Source organism: Propionispora vibrioides (assembly GCF_900110485.1).
In the GTDB taxonomy this organism is placed as follows: Bacteria; Bacillota; Negativicutes; order Propionisporales; family Propionisporaceae; genus Propionispora; species Propionispora vibrioides.
On sequence record NZ_FODY01000003.1, the window covers coordinates 85184 to 100838 of the forward strand.

Below are 15655 nucleotides of genomic sequence, written 5' to 3' on the forward strand. Positions count from 1 at the left end.
ACAAACTCCCCTCTTCAATTGCCAATCTAAAGCAAACTTACCGGCTATTTGTAATATTGTTTTAACTCGTTGTAGACCTTGTCGGGGCCCATAAACGCATATACCAGCGGCATACCGTCAACGACCGGTTTCCCTGCTGCCAGGCTCTTCGGCGTCAAACGTACAATGACATCAGGGTTATGTCTTTCTTCCATTTCCTTCAAATCACTGGTAAACAGATTGACCGCGACAGCCTCGACTTCATTCATCCCTCTTTTTTTGCAGCCTGCCACTAGTTCTTTGCTTATTTTTTCGGCTTTGGCATCTGTCGTCCCACTGATAATCAATACTTTCATCTCGACAACTCCTTTTGCTTTCAGCTTGATATATTAATATCGGCTTGTATTCGATTCAATCAGCCCCAGTCGCCAAAAGGTCAATTAACTGCTGCATGGAAGCAATCGTATAATCAGGCTCTTCGGCTGCCAATTCCTCCGGCGAAAAGTCCGACCAGGTCACCACTGCCGTTTTTACACCGGCTCGCTTGGCACAGCGTATGTCAAAGGGGCTGTCGCCAACCATGAGCACCCTTGACAGGTCCCGAACGGCCAGGCGGCGACAGGCTTCCAGCACCGGCTCCGGGTCGGGCTTATGCTTGGTCGTATCCTCCATGCAAACAAGTACATCAAAGAAAGGTTCCAGGGAAAATAACGCCAGCCCCATGGCCGCCAAATCCTTTATTTTGGAAGTAACCAGACCGATACTCACCTGCTTTTCTTTTAACAACTGCAGCGTTTCGGACACGCCCGGATAGATCAGCACCATATCATCATGCATGGCTGCCGAAGTTTTTTTATAAAATCCGATCGTTTCAGCAGTAGGCTCCACTGCGAAATGGCTCAAAATATTATGAATCGAGGTTCCCACCAATTTGCTGATGTGCGCCGCCTCCACTGTCTTGCCGGTAAAATGCCTGATGGTAATCTGATAGGAAGTGGTAATCAGTTTCATGGTATCCAGCAATGTCCCATCGAGATCAAATAAAATTAGATCAAAAGTTTTCATAAATACTCTCGCTTTGCCGGCCTTTTCCTGCCGGTTATTTTCCTTAACCGTACAGCCGTTTACAGCCGTACCTCATAGGTAGGCCTGCCTACTACCGACGGATTTAAGTTAGTCATGCCTCCATCAATTTTGATAACTTCGCCTGTCATATAGTCAGACAAATCGGTTGCCAAAAACTCAATCACCTTCGCGCAGTCTTCCAGCGAACCCAGCCGTCCCAAGGGAATCTGGCTGACAATACCCGGAATGAGCGGTTCATAATGCTTAACCCACTTCTCTGTTCCAATGCAGCCTGGCGCCACCGCATTAACAGTAATGCCATAAGAAGCCAGTTCCAACGCCAGCGATCGGGTAAGTGAAATGACACCGGCCTTGGCGGCCTGATAATGAGCGTGATAAATAAATAAGGGCACCAGGCCTTCGACAGAAGCAATATTGATAATTTTGCCGGACTGCTGCCTTTTCATCGGCATCGCGGCGTATTTACTGCAGAGAAAGGTAGTTGTCAAATTCATCGCCACCGTCTTATCCCAGATATCCTTGGTACATTCGGTAGCGGTAGCCGGGCCTGCCGTACCGCCGATATTATTCACCAAAATATCCAGACGGCCAAACCTGGTCTCCAGCGCAGCAAATAAGTCCTTAACCTCATCTTCCTTGGTAAGATCTCCCTGGTACAGACCATAGCCGGCCTGCAGCGCGTCCAGTTCCTGCTCAACGGTCGGCTCAGCCTGTGCATAGGCACCGCCGCTCAAATCACGGTCGCTGACCATGACAGCTGCTCCCAGCTTTACCAGACGCAAAGTAAAGGCTTTGCCCAGACCTCTTGCCCCACCGGTCACCAAAGCAACTTTTCCTGACAGCGGCTTATCTGTTCTCATAAGCTTCATACTCCGCCATAATTTTTAAACTCTTGCTGGTTCCGCAGCGAGTGGCACCGGCCTCCAGGAAATTCAACATATCTTTCAGTGTAGTCACACCACCGGCCACCTTTACAGCTACGGCCGGACTGACCGACTGCCGCATCAGACGCACATCGGCCAACACGGCCCCACTGGGAGCAAAACCGGTAGAGGTTTTCACAAAATGAGCGCCAGCCTCTTCGCATAGCTTACAGGCAACGGCAATTTCCTTCGGCGTAAGGTAATAATTCTCCAAAATCACTTTCACGATATTTCCGGCGGCAGCTTTTACTACTTCCTGGATATCGTAGCGCACCAGTTCGTAATCCTTGGCCTTTAACGCACCAAGATTGATCACGATATCAACTTCTGTGGCACCATTGTTAAACACATCGCTTGTTTCAAATACTTTGGCTTTCGTCGACATGGCGCCCAGCGGGAAGCCGGCAGTGGCATCAATACCAACACCGGTACCCGCCAAAATATCAGCGGCCCGTTTCACCAAACCGGAATGAACAGAAAGTGTCTTAAAATTAAAATCAATGCATTCCTGGCAAGCCCGGGCCACATCCTCATAGGATGCATCCGGCTTCAACAGTGAATGATCGATCATCTGAGCCAGTTCACGCTTAGTTAACATTCTCATCGCCCCTTCCATTTGTAAGTTATTAATTTCTGTTTAGCTTTCCAAATGCCGTAAGGAACGGCCTCCGTCAACCACCAGTGTCTGTCCGGTTATCATGGCAGCATCGGACGTCAATAGGAAACATACCGCACCGGCAATGTCTTCCGGCTGGCAGATTTTGCGCAGCGGGACTTCCTGAATGGTCTTAGCCAGCCTATCCGGTGTAAAAAACATTTTTACCATATCGGTTTCTGTCGGTCCAGGCGCCACCACATTAACTCTAATACCACAAGGTCCGAATTCCCAGGCCAGCGCCCGGCTCATATTAACAACGGCCGCCTTGGCGGCACTGTAAGGAATAGTGCCGCCCCGGGGAGCATAAATAGCCGACGTGGCAATATTGACAATGTCACCGCCACCTTGCTCTTTCATCCATTGGATGGCCTCCGTCGCACAATAGGCACTGCCTTTAAAATTGACATCAACGCCGCGGTCCCAGTCCTCCTGACTGAGTGCCAGGGCAGAATCACGGGAAATCCCCAATCCCGCGCAATTAATGAGAATATCAATCCGGCCAAACCGCTCTATGATCTGGGCAAACATGTCCCGCACCTCTTGCCGTGCAGCCACGTTAGCCTGAAATACGGCCGTACTGTTACCACTTGCGTCTAATGAATCCGCGACTTTCTGTGCCTCTGCCACACTGGTGGCGCAATTAATCACCACTTTGGCACCTTCCCGGAACAAACGCTCGACAATGGCTTTACCGATGCCTCGCGATCCTCCGGTGACCAGAGCCACCTTATTTTGAAGTATCATAGCATCCTCCTATGGAACTAACACAATTTTAATCGCCTCTCCGGATTGGGTCATTTCAATGGCTTTTTCAATATCCTTGAGCGGCATCGTATGGGTGATATACCGTTTAGCATTGAGTTTTCCTGAAACCACCAGATAGTAAGCTTGCTGCAAGTCCGAATCATTATATCCATAGTGCCCATATATAGTTAACAAGTTATAATGGATGGTATTTGTATCCAATTGCGTCATCTTACCTTTCGGTACACCGCCGAAAAAAACCACCACGCCCATTTTTCCGGCCATAGAAACCGCCTGCTGCTGGGCTTCGACAGCCGGGCACGCCGATATAACGATGTCGGCTCCCCGCTGTTTAGTAATCTTGCGAACTTCCGCCACCGGATCTCGCTCGGCGGAATTAATAAGATAATCGGCACCGAATGCTTCAGCCATCGCCAGTCTTTGCGCCGATTGCTCCACAGCAATGATACAACTGGCACCCCGTAATTTTGCCAGTTCCACGTGCAGGCAGCCCACGGGTCCCATGCCAATAACAACGACCGTATCACCCAGCTTCACATCCACTTTCCTCTGACAAGCATATACAGAGGCCAGCGGCTCTACTAGAACCATTTCCTCATAACCAGCATCTTCCGGCATAATTACATTCGTACCATGTTTCAGCAACTTTTCCGTAAGCAGCATATATTCGGCATAGCCCCCGGGAATATCCGTCCCTGGAACAACCAGATTTTCACAAAGCCCCTGCCAGCCTCGCCGGCAGGGCTCACATTCATGACAGGGAATCAGCGAACCTATATATAACCGGTCTCCGACCTTAAAGAATCCGGTAAACCGGCTGCCAACCTCTACTACTTCTCCGGCAATTTCATGGCCAATAATTTGCGGATACATCAATTTATGATGACCAAACCGGATGGATCGGATGTCGGAGCCACATAGGCCTACAGCTTTCACCCGAATAAGAACCTCTTTATCACCGCATTGTGGTTTTTCCACTTCTTCATACATGAGGTTTCCTGGTCCATGCAGCACTGCCGCCCGCATTATTTCCTTCACGGTCCACGCCTCCACTATGCTGATAGCAGCTAATACGGCAGGAATCCCGCCGTATTAGCTCTGCTATCATATTATTTTGTTGTTAGATTCCGAACATGGTGTGCAGAGCTACAGCTCCCCAATAAGTGACCCAGGTGTACCATTGTGCGCCTACAGCCAAACAAGTCATCTGAGCGGCACCTTCCGGCAGGCTAAGTCCGGCAGCCACACCCAGTTTAGTCATCAGCGGAGCACCAGCCGATGCCAGATACAGGATAATCGTTGAATTGACAGTTGCACAAATAATGCCTCTAAACAGGTTTCCTCTACTTGGAACAATGGAGAAAATATTGAAGAAAGTCAGAACGGAGAGGTCGGCAATCGGCAAAGTGGTATTTCCCGGCAATATAAAGGCCAAAAGCAAAGTAATCGGAATAGCGATTAAGGCTGTAGCCACTACGAAAGGATGGCCGATACCTACAGCGGCATCCAAACCGATATACACTTCACGGCCCGGGAATCTTCTATTCATAAATTCGGAAGTAGCTTCTGAAATAACCATCAGGCCTTCCATCAACAGAGAAATCATCTTAGGCAGCAATACCAATACGGCAGCTACGGCAATACCGACACCTAATACTGTCTTAAAAGGCATTTTGGCGAAACCGGCCAGTAAAACACCAATCATTAGACCAATCAGCATAGGTTCACCCAAGATACCCAGTTTCTCCTGTACGGTATCAGTAGTCCAGCGAATATTTTTAACACCAGGAATTTTGTCAAGCAGCCAGTTGATCGGATAGTCGATAATCGCCCATGATGTGGCTTGAATATGCGGTAGCGAAACGCCTTCCAGACCGAGTACTTCCTCGCAGTCCTTTTGCGTCCAGTCGGCCAGTTTAAATACCAGCGCCATATTAAGAATAGAGCTTAGAATAGCAAGAAAGAAACTGTTGGTCGTTCCGTAAATGATGGAAGCAGTAAATAACGCATGCCAGTAGTTCCAAATATCCACGTCCATTGTTTTCGTCCAGTTCATCGCCAGCATGACAATGTTAGTGCCTAATATGGCTACGAAAACAAAGGGAACAACAATAGTGCCCCAGGCCAGCGTTGCACCGACCGGCCAGCCCATGTCAATACTGGTAAGCTGAAACCCGTAGGTTTCAACCAAAGCCTTGGCAACAGGAGAAATATTATTAACCATCAAACCGATAACAATATTTAAACCGGTAAAAGCAATCCCGACGGTAATCCCGGCCCGAATAGCCTGGCTTAACTTGACACCTAAACCCAAACCTAATACTATAATAATGAGAGGCATAACAACGGCGGTACCCATATCAATTACATATTTAAAAAATCCTAACACTAAATCCACAAAGATTCCTCCCTTTTCATTATCTTGGAGTTATTTCTTTAATACTTCCAGTATCTTCGCTTTAGTTTCCGGCAGCTTCATGCCGCTGAGGAAAGCCATACCGATTATAATGGGAATTCCTTGTGTATCTCCCGGTACCTGAGTAGAACCTACAATTAAGTCTGCTTTCATGTTAATCGCTCTTTGTGCCGCTTCGGTTACTTTGCAGGTATCCACTGAAGCGTCAATTCCGTTCTCCTTGCACAATTGCCTTACCTTGTTGGCAACAACTGTAGAAGTTGCTATTCCGGTACCGCAGGCACACAAGATTTTTTTGATTGCCATAATCCCATTCCTCCTTAACGTTTTTTATTTTTTGCACAAATTGAAACCCGGCTTTCCCGCATCACCTCTCAAGACCAAATTGTATATTACAAGAAGTGTATCTGCCGGTCTCCTACACCGGCAGATATTCTTTTGTAACCTAAGATAAAGGTGCTCCAAGAAAATTCACCTGGTCGGGTCTAGCATAACTTTCAGGCCCTGCTTATTTTCCACGATGGCAAACGCTTCTTGCCATTCGGACATGGGCAATACATGAGAAATCACCGCTTTGGCATTAACCTTGCCGTTTTCAATCAACTTCAACGCCTTACCCCAGGAACTGGGGATTTGGCTGGATGAACCGAATACGTTCAGTTCGCGCTGCTTGATCTGATAATAATCCACTTCAATCGGACGGGGGAAATAACTCATGGGAATAAGAATCCCATCCTTGGCCGTTATTTTCATGCTCATATCTACAGCCGGCCTGGCTCCAGTGGCTTCGACCACCACGTCGGCCCCATAGTTTTCGGTATAGCTTTTGACCACCGTTTCCAGATCTTCTTTCGCAATGTCCACCGTCCGGTCAATGCCTAAGGTAAGCGCCAGATCCAGCCGTGCCTGGTCAGGCGTAAGACCTGCCATGATCACAAAGGCTCCTTGCGCCTTGGCGACCTGAGCCGCTAACAAACCGATAGCGCCGGGCCCCAGGATGACGACAACTGAATCGACGCACACATTGGTCCGCTCCATCAGGGCATGTACCCCGCAGGCCAGTGGTTCTACCGCAGCGCCTTCTTCAAAGCTGACCGAATCCGGGAGTTTCATAATGCTTTCTTCCCGGTTGACCAAGTATTCGGCAAAACCACCGTTAGCTACCGATCCTATCCCCTGACGGGAGATACAGTGGTTCAACTGGCCTCTCCGGCAGAACCGGCAGGTTCCACAAACCCGGTAGGTTGTCTGTGTCAGCACGCGGTCACCGGGTTTAAATTGGGTAACGCCTTCGCCTACAGCATCCACCACACCGGCTACTTCGTGGCCGAGAATAACCGGCGGTTTTAACGGTGCGCCGCCTACATGGTAATAGTCCAGGTCGGTATGGCAAATACCCGACCGCAATACTTTCATACGCACCTGACCCGCAGCCGGTTCCGGCGTGGGCACCTCTCTGAGTTCCAAATTGCCAGGTCCTTGCTCAAATTTAACTAACGCTTTCATATTCATGTCCTCCCAACATAGCCGAAACCCGCATATCCTGCACCAGCTTCGTGTAGTCGGCTTCCGGTCCCTTGAAGATGGAAGCCGTGCCGCCTACCAGAATGTTCGCTCCTGCCGCCACAGCCGGCGGGATGGTCTGGCCGTTAATATTCCCGTCCACCTGAATCAGTAAGTCGGGTTTCTTTTTAAGGCTTATTTTTTTCAATTCTCTAATTTTTTCAATCATGGCGGGAATGAATTTTTGTCCGGCATAACCGGGGTCAACCGTCATGATCAGCACCATGTCCAGCTCGGCTAAAACATATTCGATGTGGGAAAGCGGAGTGGACGGATTCAGGGCCACAGCCGCCCTAATTCCCCGTTTTTTTATCATCTGAACGGCCCGGTGCAAATGCGTGGCCGCTTCGGCATGGATGGAAATATATCCTGGCTGCAGGTCGGCAAACTGGTTTAGGTATCTTTCCGGCTCAACAATCATCAAATGGATGTCCAGCGGAATACTCGTAAATTGCCTGATCTGCTCCAGCATAGAATGGCTCATGGCCATATTGGGAACATACAATCCGTCCATTACATCGCAGTGCAGCAAATCGACTTTTGCCTCTTCCAGCCTTTGCAATTCCTTTCTTAACTCCAACTGGTCGGCACACATCATGGATGCGGCAATTTGTATCATGGTGATTCCTCCCGTCTCTCGGCACCTTTACAGCCTTACCTTGCCTTGTAACCAATCTGTTTTTGGTTAGCCGCTTTATTTAACCAGAGCAACAAATTCTTCCAGCGTACTTTTAGTCTTTCCTCTTTGAAAAGCAGCCGCCCCAATTACGATATTTTCCGCACCAGCCTCAATAAGCTTGTTAATATTGTCCTTATTAATGCCGCCGTCTATCTGAATCGCAAACCCATACTGGTTGGCCTGTTTTATTTCTGACAACCGTTTTATTTTTTCGGTTAATCCGAGAATGGTCTTTTGCCCGCCACAACCGGGATTGACTGTCATAATCAAAACCTGATCCAGCAAATCATACACATAATCCAACACATCAAGCGGCGTCCCCGGATTAAGGGCTACACCTGCCTGTTTACCCAGGCTCTTGATTAATTGAAGCGTTCTGTGCAAATGGACACAGGCTTCGGCGTGCACGGTGATGACCTCAGCACCTGCCTCCGCATAACGAGGAATATACCGGTCCGGATTGACCACCATCATGTGCACATCAAATTTCAACTTGGTCAGCGGACGGAGCATGCTAACCTGATCAGGGCCAAAGGCAATGTTGGGAACAAAGCTGCCATCCATCACATCGACATGCAGTTCGGTAATGCCACTGGCTTCTATAGCTTTTAGCTCCTCTGCCAAATATCCCATATCAGCGGCAAACAGCGAGGGTTGTATGATAACACTCATATGATCTCCTTCTTCTACTATATTTGGTTATTATTCAAACAGGGTGGGGCTACGAGGCGTACGTCCGGCCTCCGTCAACCAAAATGATCTGACCATTTATATAGCTGGCCTTATCGGAGGCCAGGAACACGCATAACTCAGATATGTCCTCCGGCAAACCTACTCGGCGCACCGGAATGCGGTTGATCACGCTCTCCCGGGCCGGGCTTCCCTGCGGATATAAGGCATCCAGCATTTCTGTCTGTATGACCCTGGGTGCAATGGCATTGGCTGTAATCCCCTTTGGACCAAAATCACGGGCCAAATTTCTCACCAGGGCGTTCTGTCCGGCCTTGCTGGCCGCATAGTGCGCCCCGCCGCCGCTGCCAGTGGCAGCCGATCCGGAGGATATGATGATGATTTTACCGGCTCCCTGTGCCACCATATGGGGCAATACGGCCTTTAGCGTATAAAAAGTACCTGTTAAATTAATGGCAATTACCCGGCTCCATTCCTCCGGACTGATATCCAAAAGATTATTATGGGCTACGATGCTGGCATTGGGAACCAGGATATCAAGCTTACCGTATGAGTCCATAATTTGCTTGACTGCGTTCTGTACATCATCAAACTTGGTTATATCCAGAGGGATAAAGGCAGCCTCACCACCCTTTTGTTTAATGAATTCGACGGTTTCACCGGCTTTAGGCAAAATATCGCCAATGATTACCTTCGCTCCTTCGCGAGCCATATCTACGGCGATTTGCCGCCCGATTCCCTGTGCTGCTCCGGTAATAAAAGCAACCTTGTTTGTAAGCATATAGAAAAGCCTCCTTAAGAGAAGAGAATAGGTTTATCCCTCGCCTTTTAGCTCACTGCCGCGAGCTCCTCCTTGGTGTAAAAAGCCAAAATCGGCCAAGGTAGTTCCCTTCTTTTTCATAACTGCCATGGCTAAAATATCTCCCATAGCCATAGTCAGCGTTGTCGAAGTAGTTGCTGAAAGTCCCAGCGGACAAATTTCCTTTTCAACGGTAATATCCAATATAGCATCACTGTGTTGACCTAAGATGGAATCCGGCTTGGCGGTAAAAGCGATTAGTTTCACACCGATCCGTTTCAACGCCTGAACCAATCCTCTTTTGATTTCATCACTGTTGCCACTGTTGGAGATAAAAATCACTACATCCTGCTGCTGCACAGCGCCCAGGTCACCGTGAAACGATTCGGCCGCGTGCAGAAAAAAGGCTGGGATACCGGCACAAGCCATGGTGGCCGCAATTTTATGAGCAACAATTCCTGATTTGCCTACGCCGGTTAAAATCACCTTGCCCTGGCAGTGATGCACTAGATCAACCGCCGTTTTAAACTCTTCATCAATTCTTGCTGCCGCTGTCAACAGAGCGTTGGCTTCTTCCCGCAAACCGTTGCGCCCATATTCCAGCAAATCAAACTCCGTCTGTTCCATTCTCCCGTCTCCTCCTTTGCCGTGAAGCATTACAGGCGGCTGCATAGTTCTTTCACATACAGATGATTAACATTAAGCTTTTCAGCGTATTTTTCCCCATCAGGCCAGACCACCCAATAGTCCCGTTTACCCATGATGCACATATACTTCGGCAGGGCATCAATCATTTGTTTCCATTCACCCACAACGCGGTGGGCCAATTCTTCGGTGTTTATATCCTGCTGGGTTGCTTTAATGTGACGAATCCGTTCCCTGATAAACCGCTCGCTCCGCCGCGGCAATATGGCGCGGTAATTATAGGCCGCTACGGTAATAAACAGTCCGTAAACCATACCAAAGGCATAAATGAAATACTCATAATGTTTGGCAAACTCAAAGGCCATCTGGCCCGGAATCCCTAGAAAAAACCGCATATAGCCGTCAATAAAACTCACCTAAACCCCTCCTGACCGGATTGTTCCGTTTATTTTTCTGCCGGCTACTGTACTTTTCAACTATTGACTGCTTTTTTAAGCTCCTGTAAATAGGATTGAACCAATTCGACAATTCTTTCCGACTCGGTACAGACAATCAATTGATTCATCAATGGGGCCACCGAAAACAATCCGATCAGATCCTGCAGCAATTGTATCTGCATATTGGGATCTTTAATAGCAAGCATGAACAATAGTTTGACCTGCACAGCTTCACCGGGATAGCCCATCATGCCGAACTCAATAGGTTCTTTCAATACGCCAATGGCAATACCGGGCCGTATAACATGAACCGAGTCAGTATGAGGAATGGCTACGCCAAATGTTTCGGTAGGCAGCCCCGTGGGAAAGATCTGTTCCCTGGCAAGCACCGCTCCCGGATAGCTGTCTTTTACAAAACCATTTTCCAGAAACAGTCCCGCTAAAGCGCTGATTGCCTCTTCCTTTGTCTTAGCCTCCAGAGTGGTTCCAATAAAACCTGTTTGTTCCGCAATTTCGTTGTTCACTTCATTTCCTCCCTAACCGGCTAGTTGTACTTTTCTACAAGATGCAAGCTGGCAAGATAACCAGTTATGGTTTATTGCTAAACCTTTCTGCTGCTCACTATTATTGCAAGTTGCGTGCCAACCTGGTGGCAGATTTCGCGAGGCCTTATTTCTCTGGGCCGTCCCGGTTTAGTCATTATATCGCTCACGTTTTCACCCACCATATTTCACAGTCCGGGAACTAATTCTGCCACACTTTATTCCAACATAGCGGCAATCGTTGTGCACAAATCAGACAAAATCAGTCAAATACAATGCAATTTTTTATTACTTTCCCTGATTTATGTGACAAAATAGCCTTCTCAATTTCATCAAGCGGATAGCGGTTGCCAACAAAATCCCTGGCCGTAATCATTCCGTTTTTGATCAAATCGAAGGCAATCTGCACATGTCGGGGTGTCGTGTGAAAGACTCCCTTAATGGTCAATTGGGAATAATGCAGCAAGTTGGCATCAATGGAAACAGCGGTTCCTGCTTTTGTTCCGCCAAAGAGTAACACTTTGCCACCTTTGCGGGCCATGTTTATGGTTTTTTCCCACAATTCCGTCTGCCCGACGGCTTCAATGGCCACATCCACCCCCCGCTGATTTTCCGTGTGGCTTCGAACGATTTCCACCGCATTGCCTGCCTGTCCCGGATTGATGGTAACGGCAGCTCCCATATTTTCAGCTAGTGCCAGACGTTCGTCGGAAAGGTCGGTGGCAATTACCCTGGCCCCGCGGTAATGGGCCAGACGGACAAACATCAGGCCAATTGGCCCGGCACCGTTGACAACGACGGTGTCGCCGGCTTCAATACCAATTTGATCAATACCATAGACCGCACAGGAAAAAGGCTCTACCAGCGCGGCATCGGCAAAATCCATCGTGTCAGGAATATGAAACACATTTTGCTTAACGATGGCCACCGGGATTTTCTCATATTCGGCAAACGCCCCTTGGTTAAACGTGATATGGTCACACATGGAATGCTGTCCCTGCTTACAGTAAAAACAAACATTGCAGGGAGCGGAATTGTGGGCCACCACCCGGTCTCCCACCTGAAAGCCGACAACTCCTTCACCGACCTGTGCCACCACTCCTGCCGCTTCATGACCAAAACCATAGGGCGGTTTAAACAGAGGATACCCTCGCACATAGGTTTTGACATCGGTGCCGCAGGTAAGTGCTACCTGATTTTTGATAACCAATTCACCTGGTCCGGCTACCGGCACTGGTACTTCTTCCACCTTTACGTTTTCCGGGCCGTAAAACATGGCTGCTTTCATCATAAACACTCCTTTATCTACCGTTTCAAATAACCGCCACTGTCAAGTGGCTGCTCACCCTTCTTAGATTGCAAGATTCATGCCAGGCATTTGACAGATTATGCGCTGGCCATATTTCACCGCTAGTGCGACATAATTTCACGGCAAAAAAAAAACATACTATGATGACGGGTTTCACCGCACATAGTATGCAATACGTTGCCTTTCAGCAAAATTAAGGTAGCAGCCTGACTTCCAAAAAAGCGTTTTTTATTTCCTCCGTCGTATGTAAACGAACCAGACTTCTTAAAAAGGGTTCATCTTCCAACAAGGTGATAACATAGGTGACTTCCTCAGTGGCTTGCTCCGTGATGGCCAGCATGGCAACAATATCTGCCATACCGTCATCGGACCAGTATATCGGTTCATTCAGTATAGCGATAGCCATACCGGGCTTGATCACGTTCTCCAGACTACCATGAGGAATGGCCGCCTTGCTTTCCAGTAAGGTATACCCCATGACCTCCCTTTTGTACACGTCCAGCAGAAATTCGGGAGTTACATAGCCCTTTTCAATCAAAAGATTGGCCAGGCAATCCAATACCTCCTGTTTGGTGGTATAGGCCGGTCGAACAACAATCAGTTCCGGGTCAACAAAATCCGTCAGCGGCGACCGCACGTCCGTCACAGCCAAACCACTGCCTAACACAATGTCCCGCAGCCGTGCCGCAGCACGGCCGTCCAACATTTCCTCCACCGTGACAAAAGGTATGGCAGAGTTCTTCGGCCGCAGGCTGCCTACAATGGCAACCACCGTATAGGTCTGTTGTATCTTTTCAATTCGCTCCTGGATATCCTCTTTACCGGTAATTCCCAGTGTGATGATTTCCACCTGGTCACATAGCTCAGGCACCATTTTCTCGATAAGCTGCTTAAATTTTTTCGCTGTTCCCTCCCCGGTGATGCAGATGGTAAGGATTGCCTTATTGTGCTGCTTGTCCGCATCAGCCGGTTGGGCAATGAACCGCCCCAGACCGACCTTGTCGGTATCGATAGTCTCCGCGATTTCACTAAGCTGCGTATCCGGCAGCATGGCCCGTCTTACGGCCTCCAAAACCATAACAGTATCCACTCTGGGAACGGTAAAGGTAGGAATGTTGGTTTTTTGGGTGATCAGCTCACCAAAGGTAATTAATGAACCCATGTCGGCAAGCAGCAGTACTCCCTTACCTTCATCAATCTGCTTAACTAGTTCCACCGCTTTATGCAAGGCGGCTTCCGGCCTTTCATCCAGCGACATCTCCAAGGCTCTGGCGTGGTGAACACCAAGCAGGCAATTGGCAACTTCCACCATTCCGGCAGCCACTTTGCCATGGGACATAACCAGCACTCCTACCCGGCCCTGCCGGCTCTCCTCCCGATGGGTCATAGCCCGTAAATACATGGCAATAAACCCGATTTCATCCTCCGGTAGAGTAAACTCTGTCTTATCAGCTATGGCTGCCAGCATCTTTTGGGCTATGCCATATTCCTCAGTATACTGTTTCTTAACCTTGGCAAGCTGTGGATTGACCACCGGCTTGCCTTTTTGCAAGCGTTCCAGCGTAGCCCCGATATGAATGGCCAAATAGTAGAGAAGCTGCTTGTCCACCTTGCCCAACTCATTTTCTGCCACTTTGACCATGGTCTCCGCAAGATCAACAATCGGCTGCCCCACCAGATCGACCAGGTTTTGCGAGATCATGGTGTGATCATAATGATTGACTTTCTGAGCAAACTGACGAAACTGAGCTTCCAGTTCACTGTCAATCATCCGGTTGATTTCTTCTTGGTTCAGCCCCTTGGCCTGCAGTTCCTGATAGCTGGTTTCAATAAAATCATATATTTCCCGGGGAAGCACATACAGATCATCCATTTGTAGCAGACTTTCCCCTTTGTCGCCGGGTTTGACGACCAGATCGCCGCGTACCAGGTTTTCCACTTCCTGATTCCGGCTGTGTACATGGGTCAAACCGCGCCGCGCGTGAAGCGGCAAATCCAAAAGATTAATCTCCACCATCTTATGTCGTTCACTCAGACAAGTAAGAAAGCCCCTGGCGCAAGCCACCTGAATATCACTGCGCAACTGCCCGACATTACCCTGGCAGTCATAAAGCAGCAATGTGTGCAGCACCGGTTGGGGAATTTTGATTTTCATTCCGATACGATCGGCTTCCTTGCTTAAAAACTCCCGCACCATTTCATACCGTTCCAGCACCGTCCGTTCGGCTAGAGGCGGCAGTTCGATCACCATGGGAATCCGTCGTCGGAACGTGAACAGCAAAGAGGATTCGGCCTCTTCACTAGTCGCCGCAATGACCAGCACCTGTACCTTGCGGGGCTCTCCGGTTTCCCCCATACGCCGGAACGTGCCTTTATCGATCAAATGAAATAATAACTCCTGCCCTTCCGGCGGCAGCCGATGGACCTCATCCAGAAACAGTACACCGCCATCAGACTGTTCGACCAACCCTTCCTTCGCGCCGTCCGCGCCGGTAAAGGCCCCCCGGACATAGCCAAATAACTGGGATAACAGCATCTGGGGATTTTCCGCATAATCGGCGCAGTTAAAAGCGATGAATTTTGCTTTCCGGGAAATCCGTTCGCATTCCACGGCGTACCGGTACATAGCCTCTGCCAGATAGCTTTTCCCCGAGCCGGTCGGCCCCAAAATCAGGGTATGCAGGCCAAAGGGAGGATACAGGACCGCCGCCTTGGCCTGTTGAATTTGTGGTTTCAGGGTGCCCGACCAGCCGACCACCTGTCTGAAGGTAGCCGCAGCCTGCCGGTTAATCTCCGGCAGTTTTTCCCCGCTCTCGCCGACAGCCTCCGACGGTTTTGCTTCACTTCCCTTCGCCGGCATATCAGGCAGCCGTTCCCGCCGGAGCTGCCCTACAGTAAAGCGCGACACAATAAATCCTTCCTTATTCAATTCAGCCGTCAGTTCCCGGTCGGAAATTTTCGCCCGTTTCGCCAGAATGGTCTGAAAGGCCTCCAGCAAATAGGGTTCGCGGCGCTTTCTTGAATCAGGAAGCTGCAACTCATTGCGCAGTGAAGTCACTTCGTCGCGGCGAATTTTCAATATTCCGGCTATTTGATCGTCAGTATATGGATTTTTTTTATCTTCAGCATTGACAATTTCCAGTAACTTCTTTTTCAAATGGCAG

At 49.0% G+C, this 15655-nt stretch carries 17 protein-coding genes; all 17 read right to left on the minus strand.

Translation table 11 applies throughout. The features are described from left to right. Nucleotides 1-44 precede the first annotated feature (44 nt). Nucleotides 45-335, minus strand: coding sequence for a PTS sugar transporter subunit IIB (locus BMW43_RS03745; RefSeq protein ID WP_091744067.1), 291 nt, complete (start codon nt 333-335; stop codon nt 45-47). Nucleotides 336-390: 55 nt separating this feature from the next. Further along, a complete protein-coding gene (locus BMW43_RS03750; RefSeq protein ID WP_091744068.1) occupies nt 391-1044 on the minus strand; it encodes an HAD-IA family hydrolase in 654 nt (217 codons plus the stop codon). Nucleotides 1045-1103: 59 nt separating this feature from the next. After that, nucleotides 1104-1925 (minus strand): SDR family NAD(P)-dependent oxidoreductase, encoded by an 822-nt coding sequence (locus tag BMW43_RS03755; protein ID WP_177173452.1) that lies wholly within the window; start codon nt 1923-1925, stop codon nt 1104-1106. After that, the gene (deoC, locus tag BMW43_RS03760; RefSeq protein WP_091744070.1) at nt 1912-2586 is read right to left on the minus strand and encodes a deoxyribose-phosphate aldolase; all 675 of its coding nucleotides are present in this window, start codon (nt 2584-2586) and stop codon (nt 1912-1914) included. The genes BMW43_RS03755 and deoC overlap by 14 nt, the downstream gene beginning before the upstream one ends. Before the next feature lie 39 nt (nt 2587-2625). Then, on the minus strand, nt 2626-3390 hold the full coding sequence (locus tag BMW43_RS03765; protein WP_091744071.1) for an SDR family NAD(P)-dependent oxidoreductase: 765 nt from the start codon (nt 3388-3390) through the stop codon (nt 2626-2628). Between the two features lie 9 nt (nt 3391-3399). Next, nucleotides 3400-4449 (minus strand): alcohol dehydrogenase catalytic domain-containing protein, encoded by a 1050-nt coding sequence (locus BMW43_RS03770; RefSeq protein ID WP_091744072.1) that lies wholly within the window; start codon nt 4447-4449, stop codon nt 3400-3402. An 82-nt stretch (nt 4450-4531) separates the two neighbouring features. Then, nucleotides 4532-5809 carry a PTS galactitol transporter subunit IIC gene (locus BMW43_RS03775; protein ID WP_091744073.1) on the minus strand — a complete coding sequence of 426 codons (1278 nt, stop codon included), beginning with the start codon at nt 5807-5809 and terminating at the stop codon, nt 4532-4534. Between the two features lie 30 nt (nt 5810-5839). Beyond that, nucleotides 5840-6133 (minus strand): PTS sugar transporter subunit IIB, encoded by a 294-nt coding sequence (locus BMW43_RS03780; protein WP_091744074.1) that lies wholly within the window; start codon nt 6131-6133, stop codon nt 5840-5842. A 165-nt stretch (nt 6134-6298) separates the two neighbouring features. Beyond that, complete coding sequence (locus tag BMW43_RS03785) at nt 6299-7333, minus strand: zinc-dependent alcohol dehydrogenase (protein WP_177173453.1); 1035 nt, start codon at nt 7331-7333, stop codon at nt 6299-6301. Continuing rightward, nucleotides 7317-8009, minus strand: coding sequence for a ribulose-phosphate 3-epimerase (gene rpe / locus BMW43_RS03790; RefSeq protein ID WP_091744076.1), 693 nt, complete (start codon nt 8007-8009; stop codon nt 7317-7319). Before rpe (BMW43_RS03790) ends, BMW43_RS03785 begins: the two co-directional genes overlap by 17 nt. 75 nt (nt 8010-8084) lie before the next feature. After that, nucleotides 8085-8741 carry a ribulose-phosphate 3-epimerase gene (gene rpe / locus BMW43_RS03795; protein WP_091744077.1) on the minus strand — a complete coding sequence of 219 codons (657 nt, stop codon included), beginning with the start codon at nt 8739-8741 and terminating at the stop codon, nt 8085-8087. 49 nt (nt 8742-8790) lie between these two features. After that, complete coding sequence (locus tag BMW43_RS03800; RefSeq protein ID WP_091744078.1) at nt 8791-9540, minus strand: SDR family NAD(P)-dependent oxidoreductase; 750 nt, start codon at nt 9538-9540, stop codon at nt 8791-8793. 33 nt (nt 9541-9573) lie between these two features. After that, a complete protein-coding gene (locus tag BMW43_RS03805; protein ID WP_177173454.1) occupies nt 9574-10185 on the minus strand; it encodes a KpsF/GutQ family sugar-phosphate isomerase in 612 nt (203 codons plus the stop codon). 29 nt (nt 10186-10214) lie between these two features. Continuing rightward, a complete protein-coding gene (locus BMW43_RS03810; protein WP_091744080.1) occupies nt 10215-10619 on the minus strand; it encodes a hypothetical protein in 405 nt (134 codons plus the stop codon). A 56-nt stretch (nt 10620-10675) separates the two neighbouring features. Continuing rightward, complete coding sequence (locus BMW43_RS03815) at nt 10676-11164, minus strand: PTS sugar transporter subunit IIA (RefSeq protein WP_091744081.1); 489 nt, start codon at nt 11162-11164, stop codon at nt 10676-10678. Nucleotides 11165-11444: 280 nt separating this feature from the next. After that, nucleotides 11445-12473, minus strand: a complete 1029-nt coding sequence (locus BMW43_RS03820) for a zinc-binding dehydrogenase (protein WP_245732214.1) — start codon at nt 12471-12473, stop codon at nt 11445-11447. Between the two features lie 211 nt (nt 12474-12684). After that, complete coding sequence (locus tag BMW43_RS03825) at nt 12685-15648, minus strand: sigma 54-interacting transcriptional regulator (RefSeq protein WP_091744083.1); 2964 nt, start codon at nt 15646-15648, stop codon at nt 12685-12687. Nucleotides 15649-15655 lie beyond the last annotated feature (7 nt).